This is a genomic window from Bacillus sp. 196mf (genome assembly GCF_003217275.1).
GTDB lineage: Bacteria > Bacillota > Bacilli > Bacillales > Bacillaceae_G > Bacillus_A > Bacillus_A thuringiensis_S.
This window is the reverse complement of record NZ_QJTG01000022.1, coordinates 22,333-37,400: the sequence shown is the minus strand read 5'-3', so window position 1 is coordinate 37,400 and position 15,068 is coordinate 22,333. Positions and strand designations below refer to the sequence as shown.

The following is a 15,068-nucleotide window of genomic DNA, read 5'->3' as shown; positions in this document are numbered from 1 at the left end:
ATTCTACATTTTTATTTTGGGGCGCTATACTATACCAAAGTTAATGAATATGGCTAGCTCTTCTTATTAATAAGACAGATCATTTTTTATTACGATAACATCATAGTCATATCTTCTGCTGCATTTGTAATTAGTTTTAAACCAAATGTTTCTTGTAATACATCAAGCACGCCAGGTGAAATAAATTCAGGAGCCTTTGGACCGATGCGAATATCTTGAATCCCAAGACTAAATAGCCCTAGTAAAATGGCAACTGCTTTTTGTTCAAACCATGATAGTACAATACTTACTGGCAATTCATTCACTTCACATTGAAAAGCATCAGCTAAAGCAGCCGCTATTTTCACTGTAGAAATTGAATTATTGCACTGTCCTAAATCAATGTAACGCGGAATTTCTGTACCAGGTACAACACCGTAATCCACATCATTAAAGCGGAATTTCCCGCAAGAAGTTGTTAAAATAACCGTTTCTGGCGGAAGTGACGTTGCTAATTCACGATAATATTCTCCGCCTTTTCCCGGTGCATCACAACCGGCGATAACAAAGAAACGCTTTATTTTCCCCTCTTTTACTGCATCAATAATTTCTGGAGCTAATGATAATACTGTATTATGATGAAACCCTGTCACTAACTGTTCATCCGACTCCATATGTACTTCTGGAAGTTCTAGTGCTTTTTGAATCAATGGTATAAAATCATCATTTTCAATTTTTTGTACACCTTCTAAACCTGCAATATCATATGAAAAGAATCGATCAGAGTATGATCCTTTAATTGGCATAACACAGTTCGTTGTCGCTAATATGGCACCAGTAAATTTTTCAAAAAGGCGTCTTTGATCATACCATGCCTTGCCGATGTTTCCTTTTAAATGTTTATATTTTTTCAGCTGCGGATATCCGTGTGCTGGTAGCATTTCAGAATGTGTATAAATATTAATGTCTTTTCCTTCTGTTTGCTTTAATAGTTCTTCTAGTGCAAATAAATTATGGCCCGTAACTACAATTGCTTTACCTTCTACACGATTTTGTGTAATTTGTACAGGCTCTGGCACACCAAAATGATTCGTATGTGCCTCATCCAATAACTCCATCACCCGTAAAGCTGATTTCCCGACTTTCATAGCCATATCAATATGCTCTTGTTCGTTAAAGTTAGAATTTGTTAATGTCATATATAAAGCTTCTTGTGTTGTAGCATCTACAAATGCATCCGTATACCCTAGCTGAGCAGCATGTGTGCGATAAGCTGCAATTCCTTTTAGCCCAAACACAATCGTATCTTGTAAACTCGCAATCGTTTCATTCTTGCCACAAACACCCATTACTTTACATCCGCCTGTTGGCGTTTGTTCACATTGATAACAAAACATATCATCCCACCCTCTCCCAATCATTCATTACATCTTAAGCATAATACCCATTGAAAAAAAGTGATGTGATATCAATCACAATAATATATAAAGATTTGTGACAGTTCATATTGTTGACATAATACTTTTATTGACATCCAAAAAATATACATTAGTGTGCACACATCTTTCGATACTTTTAAATAGCTAAATAATTAATTTGGAGAAATATATACAACGAAAAAAATTTTTTGAATCCCTTATACAAATAATTGCAATTCATCTCATATGAAAATAGCGTATTTTTTATTTTAAGGAACTATCATTTTTTTATTAAAGCCTTCATTGTAAACCTCTTTATTTACAATACATTTACACTATCTTAACATTACTTACATTATTTATATGATATATTTATATAGAAGCTACTTAAGAAATTTCATATACATTTTATCTTTATGATCTCTAATCTAATCAATAAAAAGATCATGTTATATTTTTATAACAGGGGTGAATTACGATGACTGAAACTTTAAAAACACTTATAATGCTTGATGCTACTTACGTTGTTATTGCAATTATGACAGTACTAGTATTTGTATACTTGGAATTAAAATCTCAGTAATATATGCTGACGTAATCGACAGATTCAGCATTTAAATATAGTTAGAAGAAAGAGAGGAGAAAATTATTTCTCCTCTCTTTTGTATTTCTACAATTTCTTATTTTAATAAATCCAATGTATGTAAAAGTAATCCCTTGTCTCCTACTTCTCCATGACCAGGTACTACCGAATTTATATTTCCATATCGCTTCAGCACATTCTCAATCGATGTAGACCATTCATTTACATACGCATCCGCAACATTCCCTAAATCTTTAGCTTCCGCAGATTTTACTAAACAGCCTCCAGCTAAAATTTGATATTGTGGCAACCAAACAACAATATTATCTTCTGTATGTCCTTTCCCTGGATAGAACGTTTCTACTTTTGTATTGCCAAACTTCAAACTCGTAATTGTTTGTAAATCTCCAAGCGGCTCTTCATATCCACTGTTCTTTGCTAGTTCTGCGGTTAATGCTGTACTATGCGCTTTAATGCCTCTTTCTTTCAACGTTTTTATTCCGCCAATTCGATCAGCGTGCGCATGTGTAATAATGACATCCGTTACGCGCTTCTGAAATTTCTTTTCTACCATTTCTATTAGTTCCTTCGTTAATTTGTCATCCCAAGAAGAATTCACAAGTACTAACCCTTTAGAAGTATTAAGAACTAGACCGTTCGAAGGAACTGCTTCTCCATTAAAAGAACCTAACTCCGTATGAACCCATACATTCTTGTTTAACTGAGATATTGAAATGGTTCCCGTCTCATTTTTTATTACTGTTTTCTCTACCTTTTGTGATGCTTGTACAGAAGAAATTGTGCTAACAAATTGAATTGTTCCTAGTAAACCTACACATAATCCTACTTTTAACAACGTATTCTTTTTCATGTCATCAACCCTTTCTTTCAAGCCAAATAGTTATTACCTATATTAGACAATTCATCTCAAATGTTTGTTCCATCTTCATTTGCATACTTTTATGTAATTAACAAAAAAAGCGTACAAAATTTTGTACACTTTAAAACTTAATCTTTCATTCCATAATTCTCAAACTCTTCCTCATTCCCATAAAATACGTTTAAATCAATATACTTTTCTTTTCTATTTTTCTATTACACTTAAAACCAAAATTATATTTTGTTAAATTATAACATTCGGACTATAATTTATTTATAGCCCATTAACGGAGGTGTTTGCAATGACTCTCTTCGCTTCACCAACATTATTTATAGTAGCAATCATTTCATTTGCACTAGCTTATTTCATCGGAGTAAAGCAGTACACTTGGCTCTTATCAGGATTCAACGAACGCCGCGTGCCTGATAAAGTGAAACTATCAAAAATAGTAGGTCTTTATAATTTAATTGCTGGTGTCATTGCGACAATCGGTAGTGTCTTCACTACGCCTAATGTCACAATCGTTATTCCTATCACTCTAATTGGACACTTTATAATCGCGGCTTATGTAAATACACGCATGGTGCAGTAAAAAAGATCACCCAAATGGATGATCTTTTTTATAATTTATCAACATATTGCTTCGCTTCTAGTAAGGAAAAACCAAAAGCTTCTCTTACTCTCTTAACTGCTGTAATTTTTTTGCCTTCTTCTACAAGCTGGCGTAGTTCTTTATTAATTTCAGGTTCTCTTTCTATAATTCCCATTTCTTTCGTAATTAATTGTAATCTATCTTCAATTCTCTTTAAACGCGCATCATTTTTCTTTTCAATTGTAGTTAATTTTTCAGCGATATAAATGAAACCAACAGCTACTATCAGTATAACCATCCAGAATTCCATGAATGTTCCCCCTTACTAACTTTCATTTGCTTTATTCCACTAACTTATGTAAATTTTACCACAATAAACATTTAATGTATAATATCACTATATCAAACTGTTAATAAAACCTATTATTTTAGGGGGACACTTTATGAAAAGATTTTTAAATACGTTACTTCAATTTGTAGTTCTTTCAATCGTGCTACATTCGTTATTTGATATAGTTGGTTGGCTTGTTTTCAATGCACCAATTAAAAACAAACAAATCATCATTTCTTTAATAACAATCTCATGGGTTATGTACATGTACCGAGACAAATTTTTTCAAAAGTTCACTTCAAACTAACTAAAAAAGAAAACACTTCATTGGTGAATGACGAAGTGTTTTCTTTTTTTTACTACTGTATAATAAAAATACTATTCTGTCTTTAAAGAAAGGAGTCACCATGAACTTAAAAAGTAGCAATATATACGAGAAAATGAACCAATATTCCATTGCAGGTTTAAGCCTCGCTGTTATATGTAATGGCAAACTAGATGAAGCGACTGCCTTTGGAACACTTGAAGCTGGAACAACTAGAGCTGTTACTACAAATTCTCTCTTTAATTCTTGTTCTATCAGCAAATTCATCACTACAATGCTCGTACTAATGTTATCAGATCAAGAAATCTTGCATTTAGACGAAGACGTAAATGATAAACTCACATCTTGGAACATTCCTACTAATCTATTTACTTCACAAAAAAGCATCACTTTGAGAAACTTATTAAGCCATCAATCTGGACTCATTGATCCACCTAATAGTTTTGAACATTATACACCTGCAAAAGGCTTACCTAATATGTCTGAGCTCCTTTCCGGTAAAACACTATATTGCCCCGTACCTATAGAGGTAACTTATAAACCAGAAAGTGAATTTCACTACTCAGACGCAAACTTTTGTATAATCGAACTACTACTAGAAGATATTACAGGAAGATTATTTAGTCAGTTATTAGAAGAACACATCTTCCAGCCATTACAAATGAAAAATAGTACACTTTTTTCTCCAAAAGACATAGATAAAACCGATGTTTTTGCTTGCGGACATAATAAAGATAGAACTGTAACAAATGAGAAGTATCCATTTTATCCATTCGCAGCTGCTTCAGGTATTTGGACAACACCAACTGACTTATCAGCTTTAGTTATTGAAATCATTCATTCCTTACAAGGAAAGGGCAAACTAAAACTTTCTCAAAAATTAGTAATAGACATGATTTCTCCTCAAGGTTGCTCAAAATGGACTGGATTAGGTGTTTTTCTAGATGATTCTAATGAAGAATTACAGATTTATTCACTCGGATGGGGCGTTGGATTTCAATGTATGATGGTTTGTTATCCATACTGCGGGAATGGTGCTGTTATTATGACTAATTCCGATTTAGGTGTTCATCAAATGGAAGGGATCATTGGTGAGGTTGTAAAAACGTTATCCTTATAATGAAAATAAAGAAGCTGTTCCTTCCAGCTTCTTTATCTATATAACATTTTTCGCAACAATTTTTATATGTTCTGGTGCGATAATCTCCGTTATACTTTCTTGGAAATCTTCCCGCAACATTTCTTCCAAATGTTCTAACTGCACTTCAACATGAGTGCATTCTAAATTATGTATATTTAACAGTGCATAATGATCTTTTTTCTTAATTACTAAATATTGATTTTCCTCTGTCACAAGTACAGAACCTAATCGGACTCCTAGTAAGCGTTGATCATCAAACTTCATAATTACTTCTCCTTCCCTCATATAAACAAAATTACAATGAAAATAATTACATTTATGGAAAAACACACTTATTTAGACTATATCATAATTTACTAAAATAGAAATATCTTTTTCTGTTTTAATAAAAATCCCTATTTTTTCATATATTTCGATACAAAAAACTTTCTCAACATTAAATTTGAATTTTCAGTTTTTAATTCTATAAAAATCTATTATAATAAAGTTAATAAATGTTTGACCTCTCCTAATTCATGTACATATGGATGATCAGTAGTTATTGCTACTGATCTATTTTTTTGATTTCAGAAAGTACATACTCTGCATCCTTTCCTACACCACAAATAAGTGCGGAACCCCTTTGAGATTGCCATGGTAAACCGATATAATACAATCCTTTTACTGGACTGATTCCCTTTATATGATTAGGAAATCCTTTCTCATTCACTGCCTGTTCAATTTCAATCCAATTATAATTTTGAACAAAACCAGTTGACCATATAATGCTTTCTGCACTATAAGTATCACCATTCTGAAACATAATGTTATTTCCTGATGCACTTACTACTTTTTCTTGCAGTTTGATTGCTCCATTACGAATAAGTTTCTTACCTTCAAAACCGAAAATAGGGTCCTTTCTCTTCTGGAACCATCTTCCCCTCTTTGTATTTATTTCAGCGTACAATAAACCCACTTTTTCTAGCAGATTAAAAATACTTTTTCCAAAAAGTTGTAACGGTAAAAACGTTAAAGGATGACTAATAGACACCGTAACTTCATGAGTCTTTGCCAGTTCTACTGCAATTTGCATTCCTGAATTCCCACCACCTACTACTAGTACTTTTCCCTTAGGAATTTGTGATGGTGATTTATATTGTGATGAATGTATTTGAAAAATATGTGATGATAGATTTGCTGAAACTGAGGGAATAAACGGTTGCTGAAAAGCACCTGATGCGATAATAACTTTTTTCGTTTGTAAAACTTCTGTAGGAGTATGTAATTCAAATATTTCTTTTTCTTTCTTTATTTTTAGAACTTCCGTTTGTAATTGTACCGGTAATTGAAAATGTCTTGCATATTCTTCTAAATAAGTTGCAATTTCATCTTTATATGGAAATTCATTTTTTTCACCTATTAACGCCATACCCGGCAAGCTACTGTAAGACCTTGGGGTAAAAAGCTGCAAAGAATCATATCGATTTCTCCATGAATCACCAACTTGTTTTCCTGCCTCAAGTAATAAAAAATTATACCCTTCTTGCTTCAAGTAATATCCCATTGTTAATCCAGCTTGACCCGCTCCAATAATAATTAGGTCTATCATTCTAATCCCTCCTTCTCTTAAACGTATGAATACTTGTTCATATATTCATACGTTTCCATAATCATAACATTTTATTTTTATATAATTCAATATCTACTCAAAATAAAAAAGAGCAGTTCACTGCTCTATGAACTACTCTTCATTCCATTTCTACAATTTTTCCTCGTATAGTGTAATTCTATTTGAAAACGGATCAATTACAGTTAATTCAATTGTACCCCAAGGTGTTTTTTCTATATTCGGCTTCGAATAAGCATATTCTTTACTTAATAATACAGAATGATAATCCTTTACATCATCTATTTTAATCCGAATCGCACCACCTGGTGAGGCATCACCATGATGTTCTGATAAATGTATCACAGCATCCTGTAACGAAATTTGCAAATATAATGGCATATTTTCCTCATACCGATGTTCCCAATCCAGTTTAAATCCTAAAAAACCTAAGTAAAATAGTTTTGCTTTTTCAATATCAAAAATTCTAAATATAGGTGTTATCATTTATACTCTCCTCCTATTTATAAACATCTGCTGCCAATTCTCTCAAAACATCCACGTTTACTACTTCATAGCATCCATCGTTCTTCTTTATTATCTCTTTATCACAAAAAATATTTAATGTTCGCAACAAATGCCGATAGCTCGTTCCTAACAATTCCGCTATTTCCGTTAAATTCCCACTAAATACAATTCTATTTTCATGCTGAACTGCTCGTTCCCCTGCTGCTAACATGTAACTCGCAAGTCTATTTTCAAGCGGATACAATAAATTAATTGTACTATTTTTTGAAAGTCGATTTAACTTATGTGCTAACGATCCACAAATACATCTTAAAAATTTCGCATCATGAAATAGCTGATTTCTCACTTTTCCTAATGGTAAACCAACACAATATGAATCTGCCATTACTTGTACATTTGAAGTAATCCTTTGGGAATGAATTAACTCCACATCTCCAAGTAACTGCAAACTATCATAAAAACACAGTAATACGGATTTCCCGTTACTTAATGTGTTAAACGCTTTCGCTTTTCCTTCAACAAAGAAATATAAATAATCTATCTCTTCATTTTCTCTACAAATAAACTCATTCTTTTTAAAAAATATAAGTTCCATATATGGCTTCATATCATGACTAAAAAATGAATCAATATTATTTTTCTTCATATACTCTGCTAATTTAATAGAATTACATACTTTCTTCATAGTTCCCCACCTTTACAACTCATCCCCATTGTAATCAAAATTTTCTTCTTCCACTATGACATATGTCATAACAATACACAATTTCAGCATGATACAGTCATTACAAATATGAAATACAAAGGGGATATTACATTGTATAACTTTCTTTCTGTCTTTATTGGTGTGCTCATCGCCGTTATGCTTCCATTGAATGGGATTTTATCTGAGTTAATTGGCAAGTACACAGCAAGCGTTGTCATTCACCTTGTCGGTTTAATTGCAGTTATTTTCATTTTAATCTTAAACAAACATAAAATTCATTTCGATAAAAGTATTCCGCTTTTTTTATATAGCGCTGGAGCGATTGGAGTATTCACTGTTCTTTTTAACAATATAAGTTTCTCCGTCCTTGGTGCCTCTATTACGATCGCATTAAGTTTACTCGGCCAATCCATTGCTTCCATTATTATTGATCATTTCGGCTTATTAGGAATGAAAGTTGCAAAGTTTGAAAAGAAAAAACTAATTGGATTATGTTTCATCTCTTCTGGAATTATAATCATGACAATTTATTAATGGGGGCAAGAAAATGTTATATATTACGATCGCTATTTTAGCTGGTGTTTCTATCGTTGTTGCTAGAATTATTAACGCGAATTTAGCAAAGGAAATTGGAAACTGGGAAGGCACGTTTTTCAATTATATTACTGGATTATTTTTCTCTATGTTATTTTTAATTTTCAGTTCAGATTCATTGTATATCCCTATTCATAAGTTGCAATCTATTCCTATCGCCGTATACTTAGGTGGATTAGTAGGCGTTATCGTTATTTCATTATCCAACTATATTACTCCTAAAATATCAGCCTTTTATTTAACATTACTCATCTTTATCGGACAATTATTTGCGGGGACTATTATTGATTTCTTCCTGACAAATGAACTCTCAATTGGTAAAGTTATCGGTGGCATTTTCGTATTAATTGGGCTCACTTACAATTTACTCATAGATCGCCCGATAAAAACTGTGAAGCATAACCAAGTTCAACTATAATACTTTACGCTTACCTATCATATATTAATAGAAAAGCTCTTCACACGAAGTAATAGAGAGGAGAAAATCCTATTAAAAAAATTATTTTATTGCTAGGTAGCGTATTAATTATTTCTGGAATTGCATGGTTTATAAACTCGGGAAAATCTATTCAAGATCTCTATACTGCAAATAAACCGAAAAAGAAAGCTACTATTATTTCAAGCTCGCGAGATCCAAATGAGCCCCCTGCTTTTTTAGGAAAACAGGAAATAAAAGATATACATGTAGAATCAATTAAAACAAAACAGGATATCTTTCTCACAAAAACAGATGAATTAAAAACGTTTATTAACAGTATGAATACCGCAAAAAAAGGTAAATTAACATTAGATGAAGAAGGATCAGACTTAATAGATTGTGATATGTGGATTACTTTCGAGGATGGAACTTATAAAAAATATTTCATATGGGTAGTTGATCATCACAGCAGCGAAGTGATGATTGCTCAGCAAGATACTCCTGATGATGTAAACCTTACGTACTATCAATTAAATGAAGATAGCTCAAAAAAGGTTTATAACTTATTCAAAAAAATTATTTAAACGAAAAAGTCATGAGCACGTAAGCTCATGACTTTTTGCATTATATATATTCAGGGAACACTTTACATCCCTTTTCCTGTTCTATATCATGACCAAAGAAAATAATTGGCTTCTCTTTCATAACAACTTCTTTTAAACGTTTAATTGAAGATAAAGCTAATTCCGAATCAAATCCCGCGAACGGCACTTCATCTTCAAAATTTTCTTTCGTATAAGATGCATCAATCGTTAATAATACAGGACCGGATTTTTCTGTCTCAATTAATAGCGACTGATGGCCTGGAGAATGACCTGGCGTATACAATAATTGAACACCGGGTACCACTTCATAATCCCCTTCAATAATTTTGTAGTTCAAATGCAGTAATATACATTCGTCCATATATTCTTCTCTATGAAGTGCTGCCTCATATTCCGTTCGTTGTACAATAATCGGTGTATTTGTAAAAGCACCGTTTCCTCCTGCATGATCAAAATGTAAGTGAGAACTAATAATATATAAAAGGTCGTCCGGCTCATACCCTACACGCTTTAATATATTCACGATTCTATCTTCTTCAGTCATTTTCGGTAAAATCTGTCCTTCAACAAATGTACCGTTAAAAAGCCCTTCATTATTAACTGCACTTTCTGGCATACCTGTGTCTACTAAAATAGGACCTTCTTCCGTCTCCAAAAGATAACACCAAACCGGCAAGTTTAATAGTTTCCCCGGTGTTAACGTACTGTTAACAGACGAATGATCCAACATGCAACGACCTGCTGGGATGAAATAAAGTTTCTTTACTGTCATTATGTATCCACCTTTACATTTAGTTTTGGATAAAGTAATACATTAAAAAATTCTTCTTTTTAGAAATAAACTCCTTCTAGACTATCAGTACAGCTTGCATAAAAAAGAGGGTATTTTTTTACATAGCAGTATTCCACCAACTATAATATAGAAATAAAGGATTCTTACTTTAATGGAGGGATTACAAATGAAAGCAATTGGTTTACATGAATACTTACCTATTGAAGAAGAAAACAGTTTAATTGATCTGGAAATTGAAAAACCTGTTACCACAGGAAGAGATATACTCGTAAAAATTAACGCTATTTCCGTTAATCCAGTTGATACAAAAGTTCGATCTCCAAAAGAGAAAAAAGAAGATGTAGCGAAAATACTTGGCTGGGATGCTAGTGGTGTTGTTGTACAAACCGGCGAAGGTTGTACATTATTTAAAGAAGGCGACGAAGTATTTTACGCTGAAAGCATTACGAGACAAGGTACATATAGTGAATATCATTTAGTTGATGAAAGAATTGTCGGTAAGAAACCAAAAACGTTAAATGATGCTGAATCTGCCGCAATTCCTTTAACAGCGATTACAGCATGGGAAGGTTTATTCGAGCGTTTAGGCATTGATCATACTAAAAAAGATACGAATTCATTTAAAAACATTTTAATTATCGGCGGAGCTGGTGGTGTCGGTTCAATCGCAATTCAACTTGCAAAATGGGCTGGACTAAATGTAATCGCAACTGCTTCCCGCGGCGAAACGATAGACTGGGTTAAAAAGCTTGGAGCTGACCATACAATTGACCATCATACCCCTTTAAAAGAGCAATTACAAAGCCTTGGATTCAGCGATGTAGATTATATTTTCTGCTTAAACAATACAGATCAACATTGGCAAGCAATATGTGACCTCATTAAACCACAAGGCAAAATTTGCTCTATCGTAGAAAATGAACACCCTCTTGAAATGAGTATTTTAAAAAGTAAAAGTGCTACACTCGTTTGGGAGTTTATGTTTACAAAAGCGATGTATGAAACTGGCGATATGATTACGCAGCACGAACTATTAAATAAAGTAAGCGAACTACTAGATGAAGGCATTTTAAAGACTACCTTAAATGAAACATTAACACCGATTAACGCTGAAAACTTAAAGAAAGCACATGCACTACTTGAAAGCGGGCACACCATTGGGAAAATCGTATTAGAGAAATTTTAATCATGATAGTGACAGATAGTATGTGAAATTATATTAACGATTTTTCGAATATATCTATCATAACGTACAATATATCAACGATTTTTCAAATATATCTATCACAAATCAAATTATATCGATTTATCGACAAATAGCAACAATATGAAAAGGCTGTTCCAGATGAACAGCCTTTTCTTTATTTACTTGAAATCTCTTTATTATTTTGAACGTCTAACGGAGCTCGCTTTCCTATTCCAAAAGCATAGAAACTAATTGTAACGATAGCTAAGAAAATAATACCTACAACTAATGAAATGCGCGTATCATCGTTAAACCACATTCCGATTAATACCATAATTAAAAAGGCAATTGTTAAATAGTTTGTAACAGGAGCAAACGGCATTTTGAACGGATGATCTTTCATCTCTGCTCCCTTTTCTTTTCTAAAATTAATTTGACTAATTAAAATAACAAACCATGGTACCATACCAGGAAGTACACTCGCGCTATATACATATACGAATAAATTTTTCGGTGCGATGTAACTTAAAACAACACCAACCGCCAGACCGATAATTACGCCAACTGTACCGAATAAAGGTACACCATTTCCAGAAAGTTTCGTGAAATATTTCGGTGCTTGTCCATTTACACCTAACGTATACAGCATACGACTAGCACTATAAATACCACTATTACAACCAGACATTGCTGCTGTGATAACAACAAAGTTAATTAATCCCGCAGCAGCCGTAATACCAACCTTCGCAAAAGTTGCTACGAACGGGCTACCAATTGTACTTAATTGATCCCACGGATACACAGTTACAATAACGAAAATAGCACCGATGTAGAAAATTAAAATACGCCAAATTGTACTTTGAATCGCTCTTGTAAGTGTCTTCTTCGGATCCTTCGCTTCACCAGCAGTAATACCGATTAATTCCACACCTTGATACGCTCCAACTACAAGTGATAATGCAAAGAAGAATCCTGAAAAACCACCTGTAAAGAAACCGCCATTTGACCAAAGATTAGATATGCCAATCGCTTCTCCGCCGTTACCAATTCCGAAGAAAATAAGGCCAAATCCTGCAATAATCATTAATAGAATCGTAACGATTTTAATCATCGCAAACCAAAATTCAAATTCACCAAATGACTTAACAGAAATTAAGTTAGCTGCACCAAGAATAACCATTGCAATTATACCTGGTATCCAAGCTGGTAAATCCGGGAACCAATATTGCATATACGCTCCAACCGCGATAATTTCTGACATCCCAACGATAACCCACTGGAACCAGTTACTCCACGCTGTCATATAACCAGCTAGTGGATGAATATACTTATGACCGAATGTCGCAAATGAGCCTGTACTTGGCTCCATATACAACATTTCTCCCATGGCACGCATGATGAAGAAGATGAAAATACCTGCAATTGCATAAGCAAGCATTACTGACGGACCTGTCCATTTAATTGTGCTGGCTGACCCCATAAACAAACCAACACCAATCGTTCCGCCTAAAGCAATCATTTGAATATGACGTGCTTCTAAACCTCTTTTCAATTCTTTGTTTGCCACTTCACTTCCCCCTCTTAGATGATTCATAACCGCATTTTAACACAAGATGCTTTCCCCTAATTCCTTTCGGCCCTGAAAATGATGAAGCAAACGTCATTTTACACTAGCTTTAAAGCTATCCTAAAATCGTTTTGTGCTCCTAATAAAATTCTCAAAACCTTTCATCTTCCAATATTCTATAAATCTTAAAATTACTTACCTTATATTAATTCATTAATCTGAAAAATTCAATTATTTTTTCAATAAATTATTATACATAAGTCTGATTAATTTTTAACTAAATTAACAATAAAATACATCTATTCAATATGATTCCGGCATGTATATTATTACAATATAAATAACAGAGGAGAGCATTTCTTTCTCGGTTTCATATGTCAAATACTTCAACCTTTATAGTTGATAACGTAATTTCCCACACATTCGATTTATATACCAATGAGAAATTTAATATATTAATAAACTACTAACTTCTTTACCCCAGCCAAAATATAAAAGAGCCTCATTTAAAAATGAGACTCTTTTACGATTTCATATTTAAACCGATTTCAAAGTTTGCTTACCAAAGATAAACACCCTAGTAAACACTGCCATTATAACTACAATAACTAGAAAATAAAGTGGCATCACTAGTAACGAGCCCGTATGCAGTTGACTCATTCCCCAAATTGTCATCGTTACAATTACATAGTACCCTAAGCTAAACAATGCACCTGCTGTACCAATAACATCTTGAAAATCTACTAATGCTAAACTTAAACAGTTAGGCAACGCTACTCCAATTCCTAATAGCAATATAAACATCGCTACTAAAAATCCAATCATATATATTATGTTTGAATTTGATCCAACAAACGTAATAACAGATAAAAGGATAGCTCCTCCTGTCATTACGAGACAACCGATATATATAATTTTCTCTGGTTTATAAGTAGCAAGTAAACGTTTCGAAACTTTCGCTCCAACAATAGAAGCAGACGCTACAACAATTCCTAGAAATCCATACATACTAGGCGATAATTGAAAGTATTCAATAAAGATAAACGGCGCTTCTGCATAATAGCTAAATAAAACACCATTTGCTCCTCCAATTAATAGCCCATATGTTACTACTTTCGGATTTGTAATTAGCCTCTTCAAGACTGAAAACACATTTATTTTATTCGTTACTGAGCCCGTTTTTGTTTCAGGAAGAGAAACAAACGTATACAGAAAAATACCGATACTCATAACTACTAAACTTAAAAATACTATTTTAAATCCAAACATTTGATCAAGAAAGCCACCAATTAACGGTCCTATCGCTGGTGTAAAAGCAATGACTGCCGAGATTTGAGCAAACATAACATGCCTCTTATGCCCTTCTACACTTTCACGAAGAATCGTTTGGGTCACAACTGATCCTGCACTTGCTCCAAACGCTTGAATAAAACGACTTACCAATAAAAATTCAATGGAATTTGCAATATAGCATAAGAAACTCCCAGCGCCATATATTACAATTCCAAATAACATTGCTGGGCGACGGCCAATTATATCTGATAGCCATCCAATAAAAAATACACCTAAAGCAAATCCAGCAAAATACACACTAAGCGTTAACTGCACCTCATTATTACTTACATGTAACGCCTTTGAAATATCAGGTAAAGACGGTGTGTAAATCGTTTCACTAATTTGCGGAAATGCGACAAGAACAATCATTAACAAAAGTGATGGTACTGAGACTTTTTTCATTTTTCATACCCTCCTATAACTTTGAAAATCCCAGAAATAAAAAGACTTTCCTTAGCTACGGAACAGGAGGGGCCATTATAGAAATCCGGTCATAAAACAA

General features: G+C 33.3%; 17 protein-coding genes and 1 pseudogene. 7 read left to right on the top strand and 11 right to left on the bottom strand.

Translation table 11 applies throughout. The annotated features are described in order from the left end of the window. Positions 1 to 89: 89 nt before the first annotated feature. The 3 genes and pseudogenes from hcp to ATL10_RS23625 all read right to left on the bottom strand — a co-directional run. The gene (gene hcp / locus ATL10_RS23640; protein WP_097924232.1) at positions 90 to 1,376 is read right to left on the bottom strand and encodes a hydroxylamine reductase; all 1,287 of its coding nucleotides are present in this window, start codon (positions 1,374 to 1,376) and stop codon (positions 90 to 92) included. A gap of 701 nt (positions 1,377 to 2,077) precedes the next feature. Further along, positions 2,078 to 2,851: a BcII family subclass B1 metallo-beta-lactamase gene (gene bla2, locus ATL10_RS23630; protein WP_110497612.1), complete on the bottom strand. Its 774-nt coding sequence runs from the start codon at positions 2,849 to 2,851 to the stop codon at positions 2,078 to 2,080. Between the two features lie 137 nt (positions 2,852 to 2,988). After that, positions 2,989 to 3,069: pseudogene (locus tag ATL10_RS23625) on the bottom strand (GH25 family lysozyme); the annotation flags it as partial. A 92-nt stretch (positions 3,070 to 3,161) separates the two neighbouring features. Between ATL10_RS23625 and ATL10_RS23620 the strand changes: the two are divergent. Continuing rightward, the gene (locus ATL10_RS23620; protein WP_000171773.1) at positions 3,162 to 3,452 is read left to right on the top strand and encodes a DUF3784 domain-containing protein; all 291 of its coding nucleotides are present in this window, start codon (positions 3,162 to 3,164) and stop codon (positions 3,450 to 3,452) included. 28 nt (positions 3,453 to 3,480) lie between these two features. On the opposite strand, the gene ATL10_RS23615 is transcribed toward ATL10_RS23620, so the two are convergent. After that, positions 3,481 to 3,762 (bottom strand): hypothetical protein, encoded by a 282-nt coding sequence (locus tag ATL10_RS23615; protein ID WP_000397724.1) that lies wholly within the window; start codon positions 3,760 to 3,762, stop codon positions 3,481 to 3,483. Between the two features lie 133 nt (positions 3,763 to 3,895). Between ATL10_RS23615 and ATL10_RS23610 the strand changes: the two genes are divergently transcribed. Together ATL10_RS23610 and ATL10_RS23605 are read left to right on the top strand one after the other, a co-directional pair. Continuing rightward, complete coding sequence (locus ATL10_RS23610) at positions 3,896 to 4,090, top strand: hypothetical protein (protein ID WP_000819665.1); 195 nt, start codon at positions 3,896 to 3,898, stop codon at positions 4,088 to 4,090. Positions 4,091 to 4,190: 100 nt separating this feature from the next. Further along, positions 4,191 to 5,228 (top strand): serine hydrolase domain-containing protein, encoded by a 1,038-nt coding sequence (locus ATL10_RS23605; protein ID WP_110497610.1) that lies wholly within the window; start codon positions 4,191 to 4,193, stop codon positions 5,226 to 5,228. Positions 5,229 to 5,264: 36 nt separating this feature from the next. Here the strand turns inward: ATL10_RS23605 and ATL10_RS23600 are convergent, their stop codons facing one another. The 4 genes from ATL10_RS23600 to yeiL form a co-directional block, all read right to left on the bottom strand. Beyond that, complete coding sequence (locus ATL10_RS23600; protein ID WP_000666948.1) at positions 5,265 to 5,513, bottom strand: hypothetical protein; 249 nt, start codon at positions 5,511 to 5,513, stop codon at positions 5,265 to 5,267. 280 nt (positions 5,514 to 5,793) lie between these two features. After that, positions 5,794 to 6,837, bottom strand: a complete 1,044-nt coding sequence (locus ATL10_RS23595; protein WP_090977502.1) for a flavin-containing monooxygenase — start codon at positions 6,835 to 6,837, stop codon at positions 5,794 to 5,796. A 150-nt stretch (positions 6,838 to 6,987) separates the two neighbouring features. Continuing rightward, complete coding sequence (locus ATL10_RS23590) at positions 6,988 to 7,341, bottom strand: glyoxalase superfamily protein (RefSeq protein ID WP_000632403.1); 354 nt, start codon at positions 7,339 to 7,341, stop codon at positions 6,988 to 6,990. A 13-nt stretch (positions 7,342 to 7,354) separates the two neighbouring features. Further along, entirely contained in the window at positions 7,355 to 8,047 is a 693-nt protein-coding gene (gene yeiL, locus ATL10_RS23585; protein ID WP_000754830.1) for a transcriptional regulator YeiL, read from the bottom strand. A 108-nt stretch (positions 8,048 to 8,155) separates the two neighbouring features. Here yeiL and ATL10_RS23580 point away from each other — a divergent pair, with 108 nt between their 5' ends. The 3 genes from ATL10_RS23580 (at position 8,156) to ATL10_RS23570 (ending at position 9,664) form a co-directional block, all read left to right on the top strand. Further along, complete coding sequence (locus ATL10_RS23580) at positions 8,156 to 8,602, top strand: DMT family transporter (protein ID WP_009326661.1); 447 nt, start codon at positions 8,156 to 8,158, stop codon at positions 8,600 to 8,602. Positions 8,603 to 8,615: 13 nt separating this feature from the next. Then, on the top strand, positions 8,616 to 9,080 hold the full coding sequence (locus ATL10_RS23575) for a DMT family transporter (protein WP_000965811.1): 465 nt from the start codon (positions 8,616 to 8,618) through the stop codon (positions 9,078 to 9,080). Between the two features lie 89 nt (positions 9,081 to 9,169). Beyond that, the gene (locus ATL10_RS23570; protein ID WP_110497608.1) at positions 9,170 to 9,664 is read left to right on the top strand and encodes a hypothetical protein; all 495 of its coding nucleotides are present in this window, start codon (positions 9,170 to 9,172) and stop codon (positions 9,662 to 9,664) included. A 40-nt stretch (positions 9,665 to 9,704) separates the two neighbouring features. Here the strand turns inward: ATL10_RS23570 and aiiA are convergent, their stop codons facing one another. After that, positions 9,705 to 10,457 (bottom strand): quorum-quenching N-acyl homoserine lactonase AiiA, encoded by a 753-nt coding sequence (aiiA, locus tag ATL10_RS23565; RefSeq protein WP_097924161.1) that lies wholly within the window; start codon positions 10,455 to 10,457, stop codon positions 9,705 to 9,707. Positions 10,458 to 10,644: 187 nt separating this feature from the next. Here aiiA and ATL10_RS23560 point away from each other — a divergent pair, with 187 nt between their 5' ends. Next, positions 10,645 to 11,664 (top strand): zinc-binding alcohol dehydrogenase family protein, encoded by a 1,020-nt coding sequence (locus tag ATL10_RS23560; RefSeq protein ID WP_110497606.1) that lies wholly within the window; start codon positions 10,645 to 10,647, stop codon positions 11,662 to 11,664. A gap of 175 nt (positions 11,665 to 11,839) precedes the next feature. Here ATL10_RS23560 and ATL10_RS23550 read toward each other — a convergent pair whose 3' ends face one another. Both ATL10_RS23550 and ATL10_RS23545 read right to left on the bottom strand, forming a co-directional pair. Then, positions 11,840 to 13,231: an amino acid permease gene (locus tag ATL10_RS23550; protein ID WP_142669993.1), complete on the bottom strand. Its 1,392-nt coding sequence runs from the start codon at positions 13,229 to 13,231 to the stop codon at positions 11,840 to 11,842. A gap of 537 nt (positions 13,232 to 13,768) precedes the next feature. Further along, positions 13,769 to 14,968: a multidrug effflux MFS transporter gene (locus ATL10_RS23545; protein WP_110497602.1), complete on the bottom strand. Its 1,200-nt coding sequence runs from the start codon at positions 14,966 to 14,968 to the stop codon at positions 13,769 to 13,771. Positions 14,969 to 15,068 lie beyond the last annotated feature (100 nt).

Excerpts from the sequence above, each read along its gene's own strand:
- ATL10_RS23605 (WP_110497610.1), top strand. The coding sequence starts at position 4,191 with ATGAACTTAAAAAGTAGCAATATATACGAGAAAATGAACCAATATTCC.
- ATL10_RS23595 (WP_090977502.1), bottom strand. The coding sequence starts at position 6,837 with ATGATAGACCTAATTATTATTGGAGCGGGTCAAGCTGGATTAACAATG.
- hcp (WP_097924232.1), bottom strand. The coding sequence starts at position 1,376 with ATGTTTTGTTATCAATGTGAACAAACGCCAACAGGCGGATGTAAAGTA.
- bla2 (WP_110497612.1), bottom strand. The coding sequence starts at position 2,851 with ATGAAAAAGAATACGTTGTTAAAAGTAGGATTATGTGTAGGTTTACTA.
- ATL10_RS23580 (WP_009326661.1), top strand. The coding sequence starts at position 8,156 with ATGAAATACAAAGGGGATATTACATTGTATAACTTTCTTTCTGTCTTT.
- ATL10_RS23620 (WP_000171773.1), top strand. The coding sequence starts at position 3,162 with ATGACTCTCTTCGCTTCACCAACATTATTTATAGTAGCAATCATTTCA.
- yeiL (WP_000754830.1), bottom strand. The coding sequence starts at position 8,047 with ATGAAGAAAGTATGTAATTCTATTAAATTAGCAGAGTATATGAAGAAA.
- ATL10_RS23560 (WP_110497606.1), top strand. The coding sequence starts at position 10,645 with ATGAAAGCAATTGGTTTACATGAATACTTACCTATTGAAGAAGAAAAC.
- ATL10_RS23610 (WP_000819665.1), top strand. The coding sequence starts at position 3,896 with ATGAAAAGATTTTTAAATACGTTACTTCAATTTGTAGTTCTTTCAATC.
- ATL10_RS23545 (WP_110497602.1), bottom strand. The coding sequence starts at position 14,968 with ATGAAAAAAGTCTCAGTACCATCACTTTTGTTAATGATTGTTCTTGTC.
- ATL10_RS23575 (WP_000965811.1), top strand. The coding sequence starts at position 8,616 with ATGTTATATATTACGATCGCTATTTTAGCTGGTGTTTCTATCGTTGTT.
- ATL10_RS23590 (WP_000632403.1), bottom strand. The coding sequence starts at position 7,341 with ATGATAACACCTATATTTAGAATTTTTGATATTGAAAAAGCAAAACTA.
- aiiA (WP_097924161.1), bottom strand. The coding sequence starts at position 10,457 with ATGACAGTAAAGAAACTTTATTTCATCCCAGCAGGTCGTTGCATGTTG.
- ATL10_RS23615 (WP_000397724.1), bottom strand. The coding sequence starts at position 3,762 with ATGGAATTCTGGATGGTTATACTGATAGTAGCTGTTGGTTTCATTTAT.
- ATL10_RS23600 (WP_000666948.1), bottom strand. The coding sequence starts at position 5,513 with ATGAAGTTTGATGATCAACGCTTACTAGGAGTCCGATTAGGTTCTGTA.